Consider the following 16,790-nt stretch of genomic DNA (forward strand, 5'->3'; position numbering starts at 1 on the left):
ACGGCGTGAACCGGACCTTGGACAAGCTTCGACGACGCGGCCCGGCGCTCGCGCTCGTCGCCTCGGCAGTGCTGGTGGCAGCCGGGCTGAGCGCCCCGGCCGCGCTGGCCGCGGACGACTACACCCAGAGCGTCAGCCAGCCCAGCGCCAGTCAGGTGCAGATCAGCTTCACCCCGACGACCCCGGCGCTGTACGTGGACGTCCACTACACCGGCGTGCCCGGCCTCGGCCAGCAGAACGTCCGGATGACCAACGGCTCCGGCACCTGGCGGACCACCGTCAACGGCCTGAGCAGCGGAAACGTCCTCGACTACTGGTTCACCTACGAGAAGGGCGGGCCGCAGTACGACACCCCGCACTTCAGCTACACCGTCGGCGGCGGCACGACGACGGTGGCCGCGCCGACGTTCAGCCCACCCGGCGGCACCTACTCGGCCGCCCAGACTGTGACCATCAGCAGCGCCACCGCGGGCGCGACCATCCGGTACACCGTGGACGGCTCGACGCCCACCGCGTCCTCGACGCTCTACAGCGGACCGATCAGCGTCCCGAACTCCCGCACGGTCAACGCGATCGCGCTCAAGTCCGGCTCGACGACGTCGGCGGTGTCGAGCGCGACCTACACGATCGGCACCCAGGCCGGCTGCCCGACGCAGTCCGACACCCCGAACTTCGGGCCCAACGTGCGGATCTTCGATCCTGGCATGTCCGCGGCGACGATCCAGGCGCAGCTGGACACGGACTTCAACAACCAGAAGGACACGCTCACCGCGCAGATGGCGGACCGGCGCGTGGCCCACCTGTTCAAGCCGGGCACGTACTCGGGCGTCCACGACAACGTCGGCTTCTACACTTCGGTGGCCGGCCTCGGCCAGAACCCCGGTGACGTGCTGATCAACGGCGACGTCACGGTCGACGCCTTCAACGCCTCCGACAACGGCGTCGCGCTGCAGAACTTCTGGCGCTCGGCGGAGAACATGGCGGTCAACCCGTCCGGCGGCAACGAACGCTGGGCGGTCGCGCAGGCCGCGCCCTTCCGCCGGATGGACGTCCGCGGCGGGCTGCAGCTGTACCCGGCGAGCTACGGCTTCGCCAGCGGTGGCTACATCGCCGACACGAAGGTGGCCGGCCAGGCCGCGTCGGTGTCGCAGCAGCAGTGGTACACCCGCGACTCCGCGCTCGGCAGCTGGAACGGCGGCGTCTGGAACATGGTCTTCTCCGGCACGAGCGGTGCGCCGGCGACCACGTTCCCGAACCCGCCGGAGACCACGCTGGCGACCACGCCGGTCTCCCGTGACGTGCCCTACCTCTACGTCGACGGCACCGGCAAGTACCGCGTGTTCCTGCCTTCGCTGCGCACCAACGCTTCCGGCCCGAGCTGGGCGAACGGCAGCACCCCGGGCACGTCGGCGCCGATGAGCCAGTTCTACGTCGTCAAGTCCGGCGACACGGCCGCGTCGATCAACAACGCCCTTTCCGCGGGCTGCAACCTGTTCTTCACGCCGGGCGTCTACCACCTCGACCAGACGCTCAACGTGACCAGGGCGAACACGACGATCCTCGGCATCGGCTACCCGACCCTGGTGCCCGACAACGGCGTCAACGCGATGCAGGTGTCCGATGTGGACGGCGTCCGGCTCAAGGGCCTGCTCTTCGACGCCGGCACGACGAACTCGCAGGCGCTGCTCACGGTCGGCCAGTCCGGCTCGTCGGCGTCGCACGCTTCGAACCCGACGACGGTCCAGGACGTGTTCTTCCGGATCGGTGGCGCGATCGCCGGCAAGGCGACGAACAGCCTGATCGTCAACAGCGCCAACACGATCATCGACCACATCTGGGCGTGGCGGGCCGACCACGGCAACGCGGGCACGTTCGGCTGGAACACCAACACGGCCGACACCGGGCTCGTGGTGAACGGCGCGAACGTGCTGGCCACCGGCCTGTTCGTCGAGCACTACCAGAAGTACCAGGTGATCTGGAACGGCCAGGGCGGCCGGACGATCTTCTTCCAGAACGAGATGCCCTACGACGTGCCGAACCAGGCGTCGTGGAACGCGCCGTCGGGGGTCGCCGGGTATGCCGCGTACAAGGTCGGAGCGAACGTGACCTCCCACGAGGCCTGGGGTCTCGGGAGCTACTGCTTCTTCGACACGAACCCGGCGGTGTCCAGCTACCACGCGTTCGAGGTGCCGAACACCAGCGGCGTCCGGTTCCACAGCCTGCTGACGGTGTCGCTCAACTACCGCGGCACGATCACGCACGTCATCAACGACACGGGCGGCGTCACGCCTTCGGGCACGGTGCCGGTGAACGTGGTCAGCTACCCGTAAGCGGTGGAGGACGCCTTCGGCGATGCGCTGAAGGCGTCCTCCACGGGGTCACTTCACGACGATGTAGTAGTCGCGGCCGAGGCCGGACCGCTTGCCGTCGGCGGTCCGGCTGTAGACCTGGATGGGGTAGAAGCCCGAGGCGTCCGGGGTGAAAGTGAAGCTCGCCCGGCCGTCGGGGCCGGCCGGGACCACGGTCGGGTTGTCCCAGTCCTCGTAGAGGTAGTAGACGTACTCGACGACGCCCGGCGTGCGCGGGGTCAGGGTGAAGACGCCGGCGACGCCGGGGCCTCCGCTGGCCACGTATTCCGGGTAGTCGGTGCTCGCCACCAGCGGGGCGTCACTGGCCGAGTAGCCGTTGCTCGCGAGACCGGATGTCAACCCGGTGCTGGTCGTGCTCCACACGTTGAGCCGGTGGGAACCCCGGGTCGCCGTGACGACGTTCGCGGTCGCGGTTCCGTCGGCCGCGGCGGCCACGGTGGTCTCGGGTCCATTGTCGATCCGGTAGGTGTAGGAGACGACATCGGCCATGCCGGGCGAGAAGCGGAACTCGGCCGGGATCCCGACCCCGGTTTCCCGGGGTCCGTTGACCAGCGGCTCCGTCGACTGCACGTAGAAGTGGTGGACGTGCTGCGGCGACCGGTTGCCGTCGCTGTCGACGCTCGCCACGTAGAGGTCGTCGGGCCCGGACGCCTGCGGCGTGTAGGACACCGTCGCCGACCCGCCGGGGTGATCGGCCGCCACGAAGGTGCCGGCCGGATCGGTGTTGCCCCAGTAGAACCCGACGACCGAGACGTCGCCGCCGGCGCTGAAGGTGAACGAGCCCGGCACGCCGGCACCGGGGTGCCAGGCGTTGTCGTCGGGGTACTCGGCCGACGTCACGACCGGCTCGGCGATCGGGGTGGCGGCACCCGCCTGCGCTGGTATGCCGCCCACCGCCACCACGGCGAGAAGTGCGGTGACCCCGTGACGAACTCTCATCGGAAACCCCCCATGTGAATCCTGTGTCAACCAAAGCTAAGCACAATCCGCGATGGACACGGCGGGTTTTTCGGCCGGCCCGGGACTCGGGGTCAGGCGATGTGCCACACCGCGGCGGCGCCGTCGAGCACCTCGGCGTCGAGGCCGAAGTAGCCGCGTTCGGGCTTGGTGTCGGTGCGCTTGCGCCCGGCCGGGACGGGGGCCAGCCGCCAGGTTTCGGTGCCCTGCTGCAGCACGCCTTCGTAGGTGTCCGGCGCCGGCTCCCCGACGCCGATGGCTTCGCTGTGGCCGAGGCTGCCGGCGACGAACGCGTACCGGTCGCCGAGGAGCGCCCCGACGATCGCGCCCGCGCCGGACCCCGAGCGTTGCAGGTGGCCGTTGTGCACGAACACCAGCGTCGGGCCGCGGGGCGCCTCGATGGCCCGGATGTCCAGCAGGTTCTCGGCCATGAGCACCGCCCGCATGCCCGCGAGGCGCGCGATCCTCGTGTCCCGGTCGCCGGGTTTGGCCGACGCCGCGTGGTAGCGCAGCAGGCCGCGCCCGGCGGTGGCGTGCACTTCTGCCCGCCGCCAAGCGGCGTCCAGCCGCGGTGCCCGGGCGCGGAGGGCGACGAGCAGGTCGTCGGCGAGCACCCGCAGCTCCCGGGCCTCGGGTGACGCGCCGGGTGACTGAGCCGGGTCGAGGATCGCCTCGGACCGGCTCCACCGCTCGTCGTCGCCGGTCAGGGCGGCGATGTCGACGTCAAGGCCCAGGTAGTCGCGGGCATGCTCGAGGTAGGTGCGCGGGCTGGGGGCGCTGAACATCTCCGTCGGGGCGTCGAAGCCGTGGCAGGTCAGCGGCTCGTCGGCGGTCTCGTTGTACTCGCGCAGCCACTTCAGCAGCTGCTGGTTGGCGGCCACTTCGCCCAGGTTGTGCGAGAAGCCGCCGTCGAGCGCGGCGACACGGTCGGTCTCCAAGGCGATCGACCGGAAGCCGTGTTCGGCGAGCCGGGCGAAGAGGTCGTTGCGCAGCCACGCGCAGGCCGGCTCGAAGTGGGTGGGCTCACCCAGCCCGAGCAGTTCGGCGGTGAAGTCGGTGACGTCCATGTGGTTGAATCGTATCCTTGAACACCCGGTTGAGACCTGCTGACCTCGCCCGCGAGCACGGCATCTCCACGCAGGCGGTCCGCAACTACGAACAGGACGGCTTCCTGCCGCCGGCAGCGCGCACCCCGAGCGGCTACCGGATCTACACGGAAGCGCACGCGGCCGCGCTCCGCGCGTTCCTCGCGCTGGTCCCGGCCTTCGGGCACGCCACGGCGGGCCGGATCATGCACGCCGTGCACGAAGACGCCCTCGACCGAGCTCTGGCACTCGTCGACCGCGGCCACGAGCAGTTGCTCCGGGACCGCGAAACCCTCAACACGGTCCGCAGGGCGATCGGGCACCTGACGGCCGGTCCGGCGCCCGGACCGGCCGCGACCGAGTGGTCGGTCGGCGAACTCGCGCACCACCTCGGCGTCACGGCGGCGACCGTGCGGGCGTGGGAACGCGCGGGCATCCTGGTGCCCGCGCGGAACCGGGCGACCGGCCACCGGGTCTTCCGCGCGGCCGACATCCGCGACGCCGAGCTGGCCCACCTGCTCCGCCGCGGGGGCCACCCCCTCGGCCACATCGCGACGGTGGTCGAGCAGGTCCGCACCGCGGGCGGCACGGATTCACTGGCCGAGGCGCTCGAAACCTGGCGGGCCAGGCTGACCGCCCGCGGCCTGGCGATGCTCGACGCGGCCGGCCGGCTCAGCGCGTACCTGGCGTCACGGCCGTGAGCCCGGGTGCAGCCGGTCGTACTCGTGCGCGGCCGCGCGCTGGGTGCGCACCCGCAGCACCTGCTCTCCGGTTTCGTCGTCGACTTCGTTGAGCCCGAGCTGCACGGCCAGCCGGATCTGCTCGCGGTTCTCGCGGACCACGGCGGAGAAGAAGTCGTCGATCCGCGGGTCGAGGAGGACTTCGAGCAGCACGCGGAACGAGGTGTCGACGCAGGCCCGCACGATCTCGTCGTGGAACGGCAACCGCTTGAGCTTCCCCAGCTGCGGGTCCGCGGCGATCTTCTCGGCGATGATCGACCGCAGCTCGTCCTTGTGCGCCCCGAGCGACTTGGCGAGGTTTTCCGGGTAGTTACCGGTTTCCAGCACCTTGACGACCTCGTCGAGCACCGCGATCGTCACCGGTTTCTTGATCGCCTTCACGATCGGCTCGGACAGCTTGTCCACGAGCCGGTAGGTGAACTGCTCGCCGACGGCCCGGTCCGCGGCCCGGCCGATCCGCACGAGCAGCAGCACGACGCTGACGAACTTGTGCGCGGCCATGGCCGGGTGCGCGACGGGGATCATGGCGAACAGCTCGTACCAGTTGCGCACGAGGAACTTCCTGGCCCAGCGCCGTTTCCGCCACCGCCACAGGAACTCCAGCAGGAAGACCCCGCAGATCGCGCAGTCGACGTAGAAGATGACGAGCCCGACGTCCCGCGCCGGCGGGCTGAGCACCATGAACCCCAGCAACCCGACCGACCCGGCGGCGAGCACGAGCATGATCCAGTCGTCGGCGCGCACGTTCCCGGGCAGCACCCCGCTGTTGAGCTCGGGTTCGGTGGTGACCATGCCCGATGATGGCACGGATACCGCTGATCAGCTGGTTCTGAGTAGGTGCCGAAGTGTCGTGTTTTTGTCGCGTTGTCCGCCCGCTCGATGGGGCATCGTGGACGGTGGCGGTCACGGCGAGGAGGGGCATGGAGCGCACACGGCTGTTCGCTCCGGCTCCCGGGGAGGCGGGGGCTGGCGGCTCAAGAAGCGGGCTGCCAGCCCACGCCGTACGACCGCGCGGGCCGCAGGTCGCGGAAACCGGTGCGCACCTCGCCCGCGTTGTCGAGGGAAAGCGCCTCGCGCGCGGCTCGCGGCTCCTGGGCGTCCTTGGAGAATTCGCCGTCGATGCGCCAGACGTGCCGCGGTGGCTTCCGCCGGTCGAACCGGACATTGAGGTCGAAGCTCTCGCACGGGAATTCCGGCGTGCAGCAGTAGAACGGCGCCGGCAGCTCGGCGACCCGGATGCGGAAGAAGAACTCGTGCTCGTCGCCGGCGTCGAGCGGCTGCGGTGGCCGCAGGCTGAAGGCGACCCGGGACGAGCCGACCAGCCGCACCGAATGCACCTCGCCGCCGGCGACGACGTCGATGCCGAGACCCGAGAGGTCCGGCGGGCCGGTGGTGCTGGCGGGCCGGTTCAGGGAGATCGCGTGCTCGACGTCGGTGAGGCCGGCGACGTGGCTGACCACGCGGCGCGTCTCGAAGACCTCGGCGGCGGCCGGCCCGGTCAACGTCAGCCGGACCGCCAGTGCCGACGTGTGCCACGGGCTGTCGTCGCTGCCGACCGAGAAACTCCCGTACGACGCCGGTGCCCCGTACGCGGCCTCGGCGATCAGGTAGATGACGTCGTCGGCGCGCCGCTGCATCGTGCGCACGTTCCGGTCAGCTCCCGTGCCCAGCAGTTCGAGGCGCTGGGTGTAGCGCTCGTGCGCGCCGGTGCCGAAACCCAGGACGATCCGGGCCGTTCCCCGGTGCGATTCGGGCAGCTTTTCGATCAATCGGCGAAGTGTTTCGACCACCTTGCCGCGAACCGTTCCCGGGTTGTCCTCTTCGTGGACACCGCACACTTCCCGCAACTGTTCGCCGACGAGCCCAGGCAGGGTCTTCGCTTGGATGCCCAGCCCCTTGCGGAGCAGTTTCAGCTCCGCTGAGAGAGCGTTGATCTTCGCTTCGGCTGCCTCCTGAGCCAAGCCGTCACCTCCGTCTCGGTGGTTGCCGGGAAGTCTACTCGGTCCGTGAGTCCCCACCCGTTTCCCCGGGGTGTTTCCGGATCCGGGAAACGCGCAGGTCATCGATTTCTCCGCAGTGGCAACGGGAAACATCTTTCTCCGGGTAATCCACCGCGGCCAAGCTGAGGTCGCCGGAATCCTTCGGCGACCAAGGAAGCCGCCGCGGGAGAAACCGCGGTGACAGCGATCCGGAAAGGGGAACGCGATGCACACGCACCTCGTCATCGTGCTCGGCCAGCTGGTCTCCCTGCTGGGCTGACCAGTACTGCCGGCGGGCCCGGGCCGCCGGCACACCTTCCCCCCGTTCGCCGATTACAGGATGATCGAGCCATGCCGGACTTTGGAGCGGAATTGAAACGTCGACGGATGTCGGTCGGCATGTCACTGACCGGACTCGCTGCGTCCGTCCATTTCACCAAGGGCTACCTCAGCAAGGTGGAGAACGGCAAGGCCCGGGTGAACCGGGACCTCGCCAAGGCCTGCGACCTGGCACTGGGTGCCGGCGGAGAACTGCTCGCACTGGCCACGGAATCCGCGTTTCCCGCGCGCCGCAGCGCCGGCGGCATCGTCGGGCTGCCGGACAGCGGCCGGTACTTCGTCGGCCGCGAAACCGAACTCGAAGCGCTTTCCGCGCTGCTCCTCGGCCCGGACGACGCCCGGGTCGGGGTGGTGCACGGGATGGCGGGGGCCGGCAAGACGGCGCTGGCCGTCGCCGCCGCCCGGCAGGTCGCGGACGGCTTCCCGGACGGCTGCCTCTTCTTCGACCTCCGTGGCCACACCCCCGGCGCCGCCGAGCTTTCGCCCGGCGAGGCCCTGCACCGGCTGCTGCGGCTGCTGGACGTCTCGGCCGATCAGCTCCCCGCCGACGAAGACGGCCTGGCCAACCTCGTCCGCGACCAGCTGCGCGGGCGGCGGATGATCCTCGTGCTCGACAACGTCCGGTCGGCCGAGCAGATCCGGGCCATCACCGACGGCGACACGGCGTCGCGGATCCTGGTGACCAGCCGGGGCCGGCTGCCCGCGCTCGACGACGCCTGGCACTTTCCCGTCGGGGTGCTGCCGCTCGGCGACGCCGTGCGGCTGCTGCGGTCGGTCGCCGGCGACCACGCCCCCGCCGACGACGAGGTGGCGACCGAGATCGTCCGGCACTGCGGGCAGCTGCCGCTCGCGGTGCGGATCGTGGCCGCGCGGTTCATCGCCGGCGGCTGGACGGCGGCGAAGCTGCGCGACCGCCTGGCCGACGAGACCACCCGGCTCGGCGCGCTGGAGGACGGCGAGCGGAGCGTCGCGACCGCGTTCGCCGTCTCCTACGACGCGCTGCCCGGCGACCAGCGGCGGTTGCTGGGATTGCTCGCCCTGCACCCCGCGGCCGCCGCGGAAACCGGCGCGGTGGAAGCGCTCGCCGGGCTCGACGCGGGCGAAACGGACCGGCTGGTGGACCGGCTGCACGACGCGCACCTGGTCGTCCGCGACGAACGGGGGTACGTCGAGCTCCACGACCTGATGCGCACCTTCGCGGCGAGGCACGCGCTGCCCCAGCTGACCCCGGACGACCGCGAAGTCGCCGTACGCCGGCTGGTCGAACACCTCCTCGCACTGACCGTCGCGGCCGACGAACTCGCCGAGCCGCACCGGTTCCGCCCGCCCACCGGCCTGCCGACGCCGGCCGGCGCGCCCTTCTCCGACGCGGAAAGCGCCCTCGCCTGGCTGGGCGCGCAGTGGCCGACCCTCGCGGACATCGTCGATTCCGCGGCCGATCACGGGTTGCCCGACCGGTGCTGGCAGCTCGCGTTCGTGCTCCGCGCGTTCTTCTTCCGCGAGAAGCTGTTCGAGCCGTGGATCCGGACGCACGAGCGCGCGCTCGAAGCGGCGCGAGCGGCCGGCGACCCGAGCGCGACCGGGATGATCCTCAACAACCTGGGCATGGCCTGCATCGAATCGGGCCGCCCGGACGACGCGGTCCGCTTCCACCAGCAGGCCCAGGCCGAGTTCGCGCTGGCCAGGGACGACCGGGGCACGATCGACTCGCTGTCCAGCCTGGCGTGGGCCCGCCTGTACCGCGGCGAAGCCGAGCCCGCCCTGGCCGACTTGACGACGGTGCTGGCCGTCTACCGCCGGACGGGCCGCACCCGGAACGTGGTGATCGCGTTGCGCGGCATCGCGCTCGCTTCGGTGGCACTGGGCCGGTCGCCCGAGGCGCTGGCCGCCGCCGAGGAGGCGGCCGAGCTCGCCCAGCTGCCGGTCGACCGGGCGATGTCGGTCAACTGCGTGGCCTGGGTCCACTTCCGCGCCGGCCGGTGGGAAAACGCCGAGCGCGGTTACCGCCGGGCGGCCGAGGTGGCCGACGACGCGGGCAGTGAGTACGAGCGGGCCCGGGCGTTGACGGGCCTGGGAAACACGGCGGCCGCCCGCGGGGACCGGCCCGAGGCGGAACGCTGGTGGGCGGAGGCCGCCGCGTACCGCGTCACGCTCGACCCGGCCGTGCTCGGCGAGGCCGGCTACCGGAACCGGCCCGCCTTCGCGGAGTGAGCCTCGCTCTCTCGCCTACAAACAGGTCAAAAGCAGGACACTAACTGGCCACGGCGCCCATCGCGGTAGCGATGGGCGCCGTGGTGACGATCAACGCCAGGGAAGCCGAAACCGGGGTGAGGTCGTCATGACAACGCATTGAATTCCGCAGTCCGGGCACCGGCCGGTGCCGCGCGCCGGCCGGGGTTTCCCGGGGTAATTCCTTGGCAGGCAACAGGAAACAGCTTCCGCGCCGCACCACTGGCGCGCACCATTGAGGCAGAAAGAATTTCGCGCAAGAGCGCGGGATCCCGCCCACCGGGGAATTCCGAGGAGCCTGCCATGATGGTCGTCTGTTCCGTTTCCGCCCTCGTCCGCACGGCGCTGTTCGTCGTCGTGCTCGCGCTGGTCGCCGGACTGGCGCTCGCCGGACCCGCCACGCCGGAGAGCACGCCCGGCTCCGGCCCGGCCGTGTCCACCGCCACCGCCGAACCCGTCACGCACTGAGGGCCGTCACGGCCCCAGGTGCTCGACCAGCCCGGCCAGCTGGTCGGCGTACCGCCGGACGAACTCCGCCGAGTCGCCGTCGGTGCCGGTCAGCCCGTCCACCACGTGCGGCAGCGTCACCGGGGCCATCGCCGCCGCCATCAGCAGCACCGTCAGGCACTCCGGGTCGATCCACTCCGGCAGGCGGCCCGCGGACCTGAGCGCGCCGATCTGCGCCACCGTCCCCGCCAGGCGCTGCGCGCGGGGCTCGTGGTCCGGGTCGGTGTCCGGGCCGTCGTACTCCAGGCCCGACCACGCCACCAACCGGACGCCGTCGCGGTCGGCGAGGGCCTCGAGGGCCATCCGCCGCACCTGTTCGGACAGCGGCAGGTCCGGGGCCATCAGCTCGCTCTGCCGCTCGGCCCACTGCTCCGACATCGCGCGGTACAAGCCTTCTTTGCCGTCGAAGTAGTACGAGATCAGCTGCTGGTTCACCCCGGCCCGCGCCGCGATCGCCGCGATCCGCGCCCCGGCGTAGCCCTTCGCCGCGAACTCCGCGCCCGCCGCCTCCAGGATCAGCCGGCGGGTGCGCTCCGGATCCCGTTGGCGCTCTTGGGGCTTCGGCGAACGGCGGGGCTTCGACGCGGTCACGCCGCGACTATACGTCAACCAACCGCTTGACTCTGTCGAACAGACGGTTGAGGCAGCGCCACCGTCAGGACGAGGGCCAGCGCGAGAACCCCGGCGCTGACCACGAGCGCGCCCGCGGTCGCGGAAGCGGATCCGCTGTCCGACCGGGCGAAGAAAATCGTGCCGAACAGCGCGATCCCGGTCGCCGTGCCGAGCTGGACGGTGGTGTTCACGACGCCGGACGCCGCCCCGGCCCGCTCGGGCCGGACCCCCGCCATCGAGGCGGCGAACAGCGAGTTCAGCACCGCGCCCATGCCGAGCCCGACGGCGATCACCGGTGCCAGCAGGGCCCACCCGCTCAACGCGGAGTCCAGTTGCGACACCAGGACCGCGAGCAGCACCAGCCCGGCCAGCAACACCGCGATCCCGCCGGCGGTGACCGCCCGCCCGGACTTCGGGGCCAGGCGCATGGCCAGGACGTTGCCCGCGACGATGCCGAGCGTCGACGGCGCGAACGTCAAAGCCGCTTCCCACGGCGTGAAGCCGAGCCCGAGCTGCAGGTGGAGGGTCAGCACGAAGAAGACGCCGGTTCCGGTGCCGACGCAGAGCAGGACGGCCTGGCTGCCGGCGACCTGCCGCAGCAGGTCCGGCGGGAGCAGCGGTTCCCCGCCGCGGCGGAACAGGCGCCGCTGGTGCCAGGCGAATCCGCCGAAGAGCGGAACCGCGGCCGCGAGCAGCACGATCGACCAGGCGGGCCAGCCGAGTTCGCGCCCCTGCACCAGCGGGTGGAACACCGCGAACAGCGCGGCTGTCAGCAGCGCCAGCCCCACGGGGTCCATGCGGCGCCGGGCGAACCCCGGCCGGCCCGGCATGGTGACCAGGGCACCGGCCAGCGCGAGCACGCCCACCGGCAGGTTCACCAGGAAGATCGCCCGCCAGCCGGTGCCGAACAGGTCCGCCTCGGTCAGCGCGCCGCCCAGCAGCGGCCCGGCGAGCCCGCCGACCGGGAACGCGGCCGCGTACCAGGTCATCGCCTTCGGCCGCTCCCGCTCGTCGAACTCCGCGTGGACGAACGAAAGCACCTGCGGCACCATCAGCCCGGATCCGACGCCCTGCACCACGCGCGCGGCGATCAGCACGCCGGCGTGCCCGGCGAGCCCGGCGGTGAGCGAGGCGGCCGTGAACACGAGCATGCCCGCCACGAACAGCTTCTTCGGCCCGTGGCGATCGCCCAGCCGGCCGCCGGTGATCAGCGTGAGCGCGAAGCCCAGCGCGTACCCGGCCGAGATCCACTGCAGCGCGGACTCCCCGGTGCCGAGCTCCCGCCGGATGGCCGGCAGCGCCACCGCGACGATCTGGTTGTCGATCATGTCCACCAGCACCGCGAGCACCGCGACCGCCAGTGCCCACCACCTGAGCGCGTGTTTCCCCACGACGTACCTCTCCCCAGCGACGACTTGGACGCAGCCATCGTCAACCAACCGGAAGACTCTGTCAACTAAACGTTTGATTGAGTCCGGCGGGCGTTGGAGAGGTGCGGGTCAGCCTTCGACCACCTTCCGCAGCTTCTTGGCGAAGGCGTCCGGCTGCCCGGCGTAGCCGAACTCACCGTCGAGGAAACCGCCGTGGCGGCTCGGGAACACGGTCGCTTCCTGCCCGCACAGCGCGGCCGTCCCGATCGCGGCACGCCCGGCGAAGACCTCGCGCGACTCCTCACCGACCGCGACGACGATCCGCGTCGGCGCCGCCATCAGCGCCTCGATGTCGAGCCGGTAGGTGGTCACCCCGAGGGAACGGTCGCTCAGCAGCGGGTCGCCGCGGCGGCCGTCGTCCTCGATGGGCAGGCCGGCGCCGAAGCCCTTGGCCTGGTAGGCCTCCCGCATCGCCTGGCTGGCACGCTCGGCCGCGGCGGCGTCCGGCACCGACCCGAGGAGCGGCGGCTCGTGGGCCACGAACGTGCTCACGGCCTCGGGGTGGGCGGCGACCAGGGGCGCCGGGCCGTGGACGTCGTAGACGATGTCGGCTTCCGGTGTTTCCAGTGTGTGCGTGGTGGCGATGGTTTCCTCCCCGGTCCGGTCTCCTTCGGAGGCCAGACCGAGGCACCGACAGTTCCGGCCCCCGACGAGTGGCCGACCGGACTCGCACCGGCTTCGCCCGGGGCCACAGCCCGGGGCCTCGTCTCCTTCGGCATCGGCCACGATCGGGGAACGAGCCCCCGGCAGGAGTCGAACCTGCGACCTGCGGCTCCGGAAGCCGCCGCTCTGTCCACCGAGCTACGGGGGCGCACCCGCGTCGCCCGCACTGTTGCGGCCGAGACGAGCGCAGGGAAAAACGGCACCGGCGGGAGGAGTCGAACCCCCGGGTCGCGGTTTTGGAGACCGCGCCGCTTCCGAAGCACGCCGACAAGGAATTGCGAGCACACGAAAAAAGAAAGCCGCCCGAATCGGTTTCCCGATGGGCGGCTCCCGTGACACGACGAGGACTAAGTCATGTCCGAGAGCCCGAAAGGTACTGCCACCGCAGCTGAGCGGCCATCGGCACACGCGCGGCTACGGCGGCGTGCCGCGCCTCTTGCGTCCACATATGCGTCATGACCACTCCCGAGGGTTTGTTTCGTGTGCACCCATCATCACGCACGAATCGCATCCGGTCAACGCATTTACCGAAAACGATTCCAGCCCGCGCACCCGCGGGGCGAACGGAGCCGCCAAGGGGGCTCGAACCCCTGACCTTCTGTTTACAAGACAGATGCTCTACCAGCTGAGCTATAGCGGCCTGGCGCCAAGACGCCGCTCACAGTGTACCGAGCCGTCTCCCATGATCAGTTCGGGAGGCAAGATCAGCAGGTCCAGGCCACTATGGAGCGACGTGGTGGACGCCACTCCATGATCCGTGCAACGGTCGGCGGGTGACCGTCGATGGTCATCGGGGAACGAGCGAGGAGGTGGATGGATCATGAAGATCAACGAGCGCACCAACGGGGGCCGGGCGACCAGATGGCCCCTCCTCGAACCGCCCGAACAGGCCCAGCGGCCGCGTGCGCACCGGCCCAACCTCCTCAAGCGCCGTCCGTGGCAAGTCCTCGAAGCGCCCACCGGTGAGCTGCCCGCCGTCGACGCCGACGAGGCGATGGGGCCGCAGCTGCCCGACGAAGCCACCGTCAACTTCGTCCTCGACCTCAGCCTGCGGATCGGCGAGGTCCAGATGGCCAGCGGCGCCGGCGCGTCGGACGTCACCGCGACGATCATCGCCATCGCGGGCGCGCTCGGGCTGCCGCACTGCGAGGTCGACGTCATCTTCACGTCGATCACCGTGACCTGCCACCGCGGCACCGACCTGACGCCCATCACCGCGCTGCGCGTCGTGCGGAGCCGCAGCCTCGACTACACGCGGCTGACCGAGACCGAGAAGCTCGTCCGGAAGATCGTGCGCGGGCACATGGGCGCCGAGCAGGCGCAGACCGAGCTGGAGCGGATCACCTCCGCGCCGCACCCGTACCCGCGCTGGGTCGCGACGCTGTCCTGGGGCGGGGTCGCCGCGTTCGTCACCATCCTGCTCGGCGGCGGGTTCGACATCGCGCTCGTCGCGTTCGTCATCAGCGGCGTCATCGACCGGGTCGGCCGGGTGGTGAACCGCTACGGGCTGCCGTTCTTCTTCCAGCAGGTGGTCGGCGGCCTGGTCGCGACGCTCTCGGCCATGGTCATCGTCAGCAGCAACGTGCTGACCACCGACAAGCCGACGCTGGTCGTCGCGGCCGCGGTCACCGTGCTGCTGTCCGGGCTGTCCACCGTCTCGGCCGTGCAGGACGCCATCACCGGCTACAACGTCACCGCAGCCGGCCGCACCATGGAAACCGCGCTGATGTCGGCGGGCCTGATCGCCGGGGTGGTGCTCGCCCTGCGGATCGCCGTCATGCTCGGCCTGCCGCGCACGCCGCTGCCCGAGATCCCCGGGTCGACGCCGCAGCAGCTGCCGCTCGTCGTGCTCGGCGGGGCCGGCGCCTCCGCCTGCTTCGCGCTCGCGAGCTACTCCAAGATGCGCGCCATGCTGGTCGCGGCGGCCGCGGGCGGCATCGGCGCCGCCGTCTACGGCTCGCTCATGCTGGCCCAGCCGGACGGCGTGAGCTCCTCCGCGGTGGCCGCGACGCTGGTCGGGTTCTGCGGTGGCGTGCTCGCGCGGCGGCTCGGGGTTACTCCACTGGTGGTCGCCGTGTCCGGGATCACTCCGCTGCTTCCCGGCCTGTCGACCTACCGTGGTCTGTATCAGATCGGGGTCGAGCCCAGCGGCGACATCGCCACCCTCATGACGGCCGTCGCAATCGGGCTTGCCCTGGCAGCGGGCGTGGTACTCGGGGAATGGCTCGCCCAGCCGGTGCGTACCGGCCTGGGCAGGCTCGAGCGGCGGTTCGCCGGACCACGGATGGCTGGTCCGCTCGAACCGACCGAACGAAGCTTGGAGTAACCCAGACGTCACGGGCTGTTCATCGCTCACGCGATAGGGTTTCACTCTGGGGCCGCGACCCAGGACGCGAGGAGCAGGCGACGTGAGTGACCAGAAGGAGAACGGGAACCAGGCCGATTTCGTCGTGGTGGCGAACCGGCTACCGGTGGACCTCGAACGCACGGCGGAGGGCGAGCGCCGCTGGACGGCCAGCCCGGGCGGGCTGGTGTCGGCGCTGGAGCCGTTCCTGCGGTCGCGGAAGGGCGCCTGGGTGGGCTGGCCGGGCGTGCCCGACGTCGACGTCGAGGAATTCGACGACGACGGGCTCGTGCTGCACCCGGTTTCGTTGAGCGCCGACGAAGTCCGCGACTACTACGAAGGTTTCTCCAACGCGACGCTCTGGCCGCTCTACCACGACGTCGTCGAGCGCCCGGTGTTCGACCGCGCGTGGTGGAACAGCTACGTCAAGGTGAACCGCCGGTTCGCGCAGGCCAGCGCCGAGGTCGCCGCCCAGGGCGCGACGGTGTGGATCCAGGACTACCAGCTGCAGCTGGTGCCGGCCATGCTGCGCGAGCTCAGACCGGACCTGCGCATCGGCTTCTTCCTGCACATCCCGTTCCCGCCGGTCGAGCTGTTCATGCAGATGCCGTGGCGCGCCGCGATCATCCGCGGCCTGACCGGCGCCGACCTGGTCGGCTTCCACCGCCCCGGCGGGGCGCAGAACTTCCTCTGGCTGTGCCGCCAGCTGATCGGCCTCGAGTCGACGCGCGGCGCGGTCGGCGTCCGGTCGCGGCCGGGCACCATGCAGGTCGGCGACCGGACCGTGCGGGTCGGCGCCTTCCCCATCTCCATCGACGCCGCGGGCCTCGACAGCCTCGCCCGCACCAAGGGCGTCCAGGAGCGGGCCGCCCAGCTGCGCCGCGACCTGGGCAACCCCAAGACCGTCCTGCTCGGTGTCGACCGGCTCGACTACACCAAGGGCATCGACCTGCGGCTGCAGGCGCTGCACGAGCTGCTGCACGAAGGCAGGCTGCAGCCCGACGACGTCACGTTCGTCCAGCTCGCCACCCCGAGCCGCGAGCGCGTCGAGCACTACCAGCGGATGCGCGGCGAGATCGAGCAGATGGTCGGGCGGATCAACGGGGAGTTCGCCCGGGTGGGCCACCCGGTCGTGCACTATTTGCACCAGTCCGTGAACCGCACCGAACTGGCCGGCTTCTTCTCCGCTGCCGATGTCATGGTGGTGACCCCGCTGCGCGACGGCATGAACCTGGTGTGCAAGGAGTACGTCGCCGCGCGGCACGATCTGGGCGGAGCGCTGGTGCTTTCCGAGTTCGCGGGTGCGGCCGCGGAGCTCTCTAGCGCATTCCTCGTGAACCCCCACGACCTGGACGGGGTGAAGGACGCTCTGGTGGCTGCCATTACGCTCGACCCGGCTGAGGGCCGTCGCCGGATGCGCGCCATGCGTCGCCAGGTCCTCACGCACGATGTCGATCGTTGGGCGCGCTCCTTCCTACAGGCTCTGGGTGCCGAAGCGGTCGATTGACCCGAACAACCCGCACGAGCTCCTGAGGA

General features: G+C 70.9%; 13 protein-coding genes and 3 tRNA genes. 6 read left to right on the forward strand and 10 right to left on the reverse strand.

The genetic code is table 11. The features are described 5' to 3' along the window. Positions 1 to 5 precede the first annotated feature (5 nt). Entirely contained in the window at positions 6 to 2,330 is a 2,325-nt protein-coding gene (locus ACWED2_RS26455) for a chitobiase/beta-hexosaminidase C-terminal domain-containing protein (protein WP_449693180.1), read from the forward strand. 48 nt (positions 2,331 to 2,378) lie between these two features. Here ACWED2_RS26455 and ACWED2_RS26460 read toward each other — a convergent pair whose 3' ends face one another. Together ACWED2_RS26460 and ACWED2_RS26465 are read right to left on the reverse strand one after the other, a co-directional pair. Then, positions 2,379 to 3,308: a hypothetical protein gene (locus ACWED2_RS26460; RefSeq protein ID WP_449693181.1), complete on the reverse strand. Its 930-nt coding sequence runs from the start codon at positions 3,306 to 3,308 to the stop codon at positions 2,379 to 2,381. A 92-nt stretch (positions 3,309 to 3,400) separates the two neighbouring features. Next, positions 3,401 to 4,393, reverse strand: a complete 993-nt coding sequence (locus tag ACWED2_RS26465) for an erythromycin esterase family protein (protein WP_449693182.1) — start codon at positions 4,391 to 4,393, stop codon at positions 3,401 to 3,403. 29 nt (positions 4,394 to 4,422) lie between these two features. On the opposite strand from ACWED2_RS26465, the gene ACWED2_RS26470 reads away from it, so the two are divergent. Continuing rightward, positions 4,423 to 5,112, forward strand: coding sequence for a TioE family transcriptional regulator (locus tag ACWED2_RS26470; RefSeq protein ID WP_449693183.1), 690 nt, complete (start codon positions 4,423 to 4,425; stop codon positions 5,110 to 5,112). On the opposite strand, the gene ACWED2_RS26475 is transcribed toward ACWED2_RS26470, so the two are convergent. Together ACWED2_RS26475 and ACWED2_RS26480 are read right to left on the reverse strand one after the other, a co-directional pair. After that, positions 5,101 to 5,943, reverse strand: coding sequence for an ion transporter (locus ACWED2_RS26475; RefSeq protein WP_449693184.1), 843 nt, complete (start codon positions 5,941 to 5,943; stop codon positions 5,101 to 5,103). The two genes, ACWED2_RS26470 and ACWED2_RS26475, sit on opposite strands and share 12 nt — an antisense overlap. 182 nt (positions 5,944 to 6,125) lie before the next feature. Continuing rightward, positions 6,126 to 7,112: a hypothetical protein gene (locus ACWED2_RS26480; RefSeq protein WP_449693185.1), complete on the reverse strand. Its 987-nt coding sequence runs from the start codon at positions 7,110 to 7,112 to the stop codon at positions 6,126 to 6,128. Between the two features lie 369 nt (positions 7,113 to 7,481). Here ACWED2_RS26480 and ACWED2_RS26485 point away from each other — a divergent pair, with 369 nt between their 5' ends. Continuing rightward, on the forward strand, positions 7,482 to 9,680 hold the full coding sequence (locus ACWED2_RS26485; RefSeq protein WP_449693186.1) for an NB-ARC domain-containing protein: 2,199 nt from the start codon (positions 7,482 to 7,484) through the stop codon (positions 9,678 to 9,680). A gap of 321 nt (positions 9,681 to 10,001) precedes the next feature. Next, complete coding sequence (locus tag ACWED2_RS26490; RefSeq protein ID WP_449693187.1) at positions 10,002 to 10,166, forward strand: hypothetical protein; 165 nt, start codon at positions 10,002 to 10,004, stop codon at positions 10,164 to 10,166. A gap of 6 nt (positions 10,167 to 10,172) precedes the next feature. Here ACWED2_RS26490 and ACWED2_RS26495 read toward each other — a convergent pair whose 3' ends face one another. The 6 genes from ACWED2_RS26495 to ACWED2_RS26520 form a co-directional block, all read right to left on the reverse strand. After that, positions 10,173 to 10,796, reverse strand: coding sequence for a TetR/AcrR family transcriptional regulator (locus tag ACWED2_RS26495; RefSeq protein WP_449693188.1), 624 nt, complete (start codon positions 10,794 to 10,796; stop codon positions 10,173 to 10,175). Positions 10,797 to 10,810: 14 nt separating this feature from the next. Further along, a complete protein-coding gene (locus ACWED2_RS26500) occupies positions 10,811 to 12,208 on the reverse strand; it encodes an MFS transporter (RefSeq protein ID WP_449693189.1) in 1,398 nt (465 codons plus the stop codon). Between the two features lie 108 nt (positions 12,209 to 12,316). Then, complete coding sequence (locus ACWED2_RS26505; protein WP_449693190.1) at positions 12,317 to 12,739, reverse strand: hypothetical protein; 423 nt, start codon at positions 12,737 to 12,739, stop codon at positions 12,317 to 12,319. 246 nt (positions 12,740 to 12,985) lie between these two features. Beyond that, a tRNA-Arg gene (locus ACWED2_RS26510) sits at positions 12,986 to 13,058 on the reverse strand. Positions 13,059 to 13,110: 52 nt separating this feature from the next. Then, a tRNA-Trp gene (locus ACWED2_RS26515) sits at positions 13,111 to 13,179 on the reverse strand. 298 nt (positions 13,180 to 13,477) lie between these two features. Beyond that, a tRNA-Thr gene (locus ACWED2_RS26520) sits at positions 13,478 to 13,550 on the reverse strand. A 180-nt stretch (positions 13,551 to 13,730) separates the two neighbouring features. Here ACWED2_RS26520 and ACWED2_RS26525 point away from each other — a divergent pair. Further along, complete coding sequence (locus ACWED2_RS26525) at positions 13,731 to 15,236, forward strand: threonine/serine ThrE exporter family protein (protein WP_449693191.1); 1,506 nt, start codon at positions 13,731 to 13,733, stop codon at positions 15,234 to 15,236. 82 nt (positions 15,237 to 15,318) lie between these two features. Further along, positions 15,319 to 16,761, forward strand: a complete 1,443-nt coding sequence (locus ACWED2_RS26530) for an alpha,alpha-trehalose-phosphate synthase (UDP-forming) (protein WP_449693192.1) — start codon at positions 15,319 to 15,321, stop codon at positions 16,759 to 16,761. The last annotated feature ends 29 nt before the right edge of the window (positions 16,762 to 16,790 follow it).

The organism is Amycolatopsis sp. NPDC005003 (assembly GCF_053600695.1).

Coding starts and splice junctions, on each gene's coding strand:
- ACWED2_RS26460 (WP_449693181.1), bottom strand. CDS start 3,308: ATGAGAGTTCGTCACGGGGTCACCGCACTTCTCGCCGTGGTGGCGGTG.
- ACWED2_RS26465 (WP_449693182.1), bottom strand. CDS start 4,393: ATGGACGTCACCGACTTCACCGCCGAACTGCTCGGGCTGGGTGAGCCC.
- ACWED2_RS26475 (WP_449693184.1), bottom strand. CDS start 5,943: ATGGTCACCACCGAACCCGAGCTCAACAGCGGGGTGCTGCCCGGGAAC.
- ACWED2_RS26485 (WP_449693186.1), top strand. CDS start 7,482: ATGCCGGACTTTGGAGCGGAATTGAAACGTCGACGGATGTCGGTCGGC.
- ACWED2_RS26490 (WP_449693187.1), top strand. CDS start 10,002: ATGATGGTCGTCTGTTCCGTTTCCGCCCTCGTCCGCACGGCGCTGTTC.
- ACWED2_RS26525 (WP_449693191.1), top strand. CDS start 13,731: ATGAAGATCAACGAGCGCACCAACGGGGGCCGGGCGACCAGATGGCCC.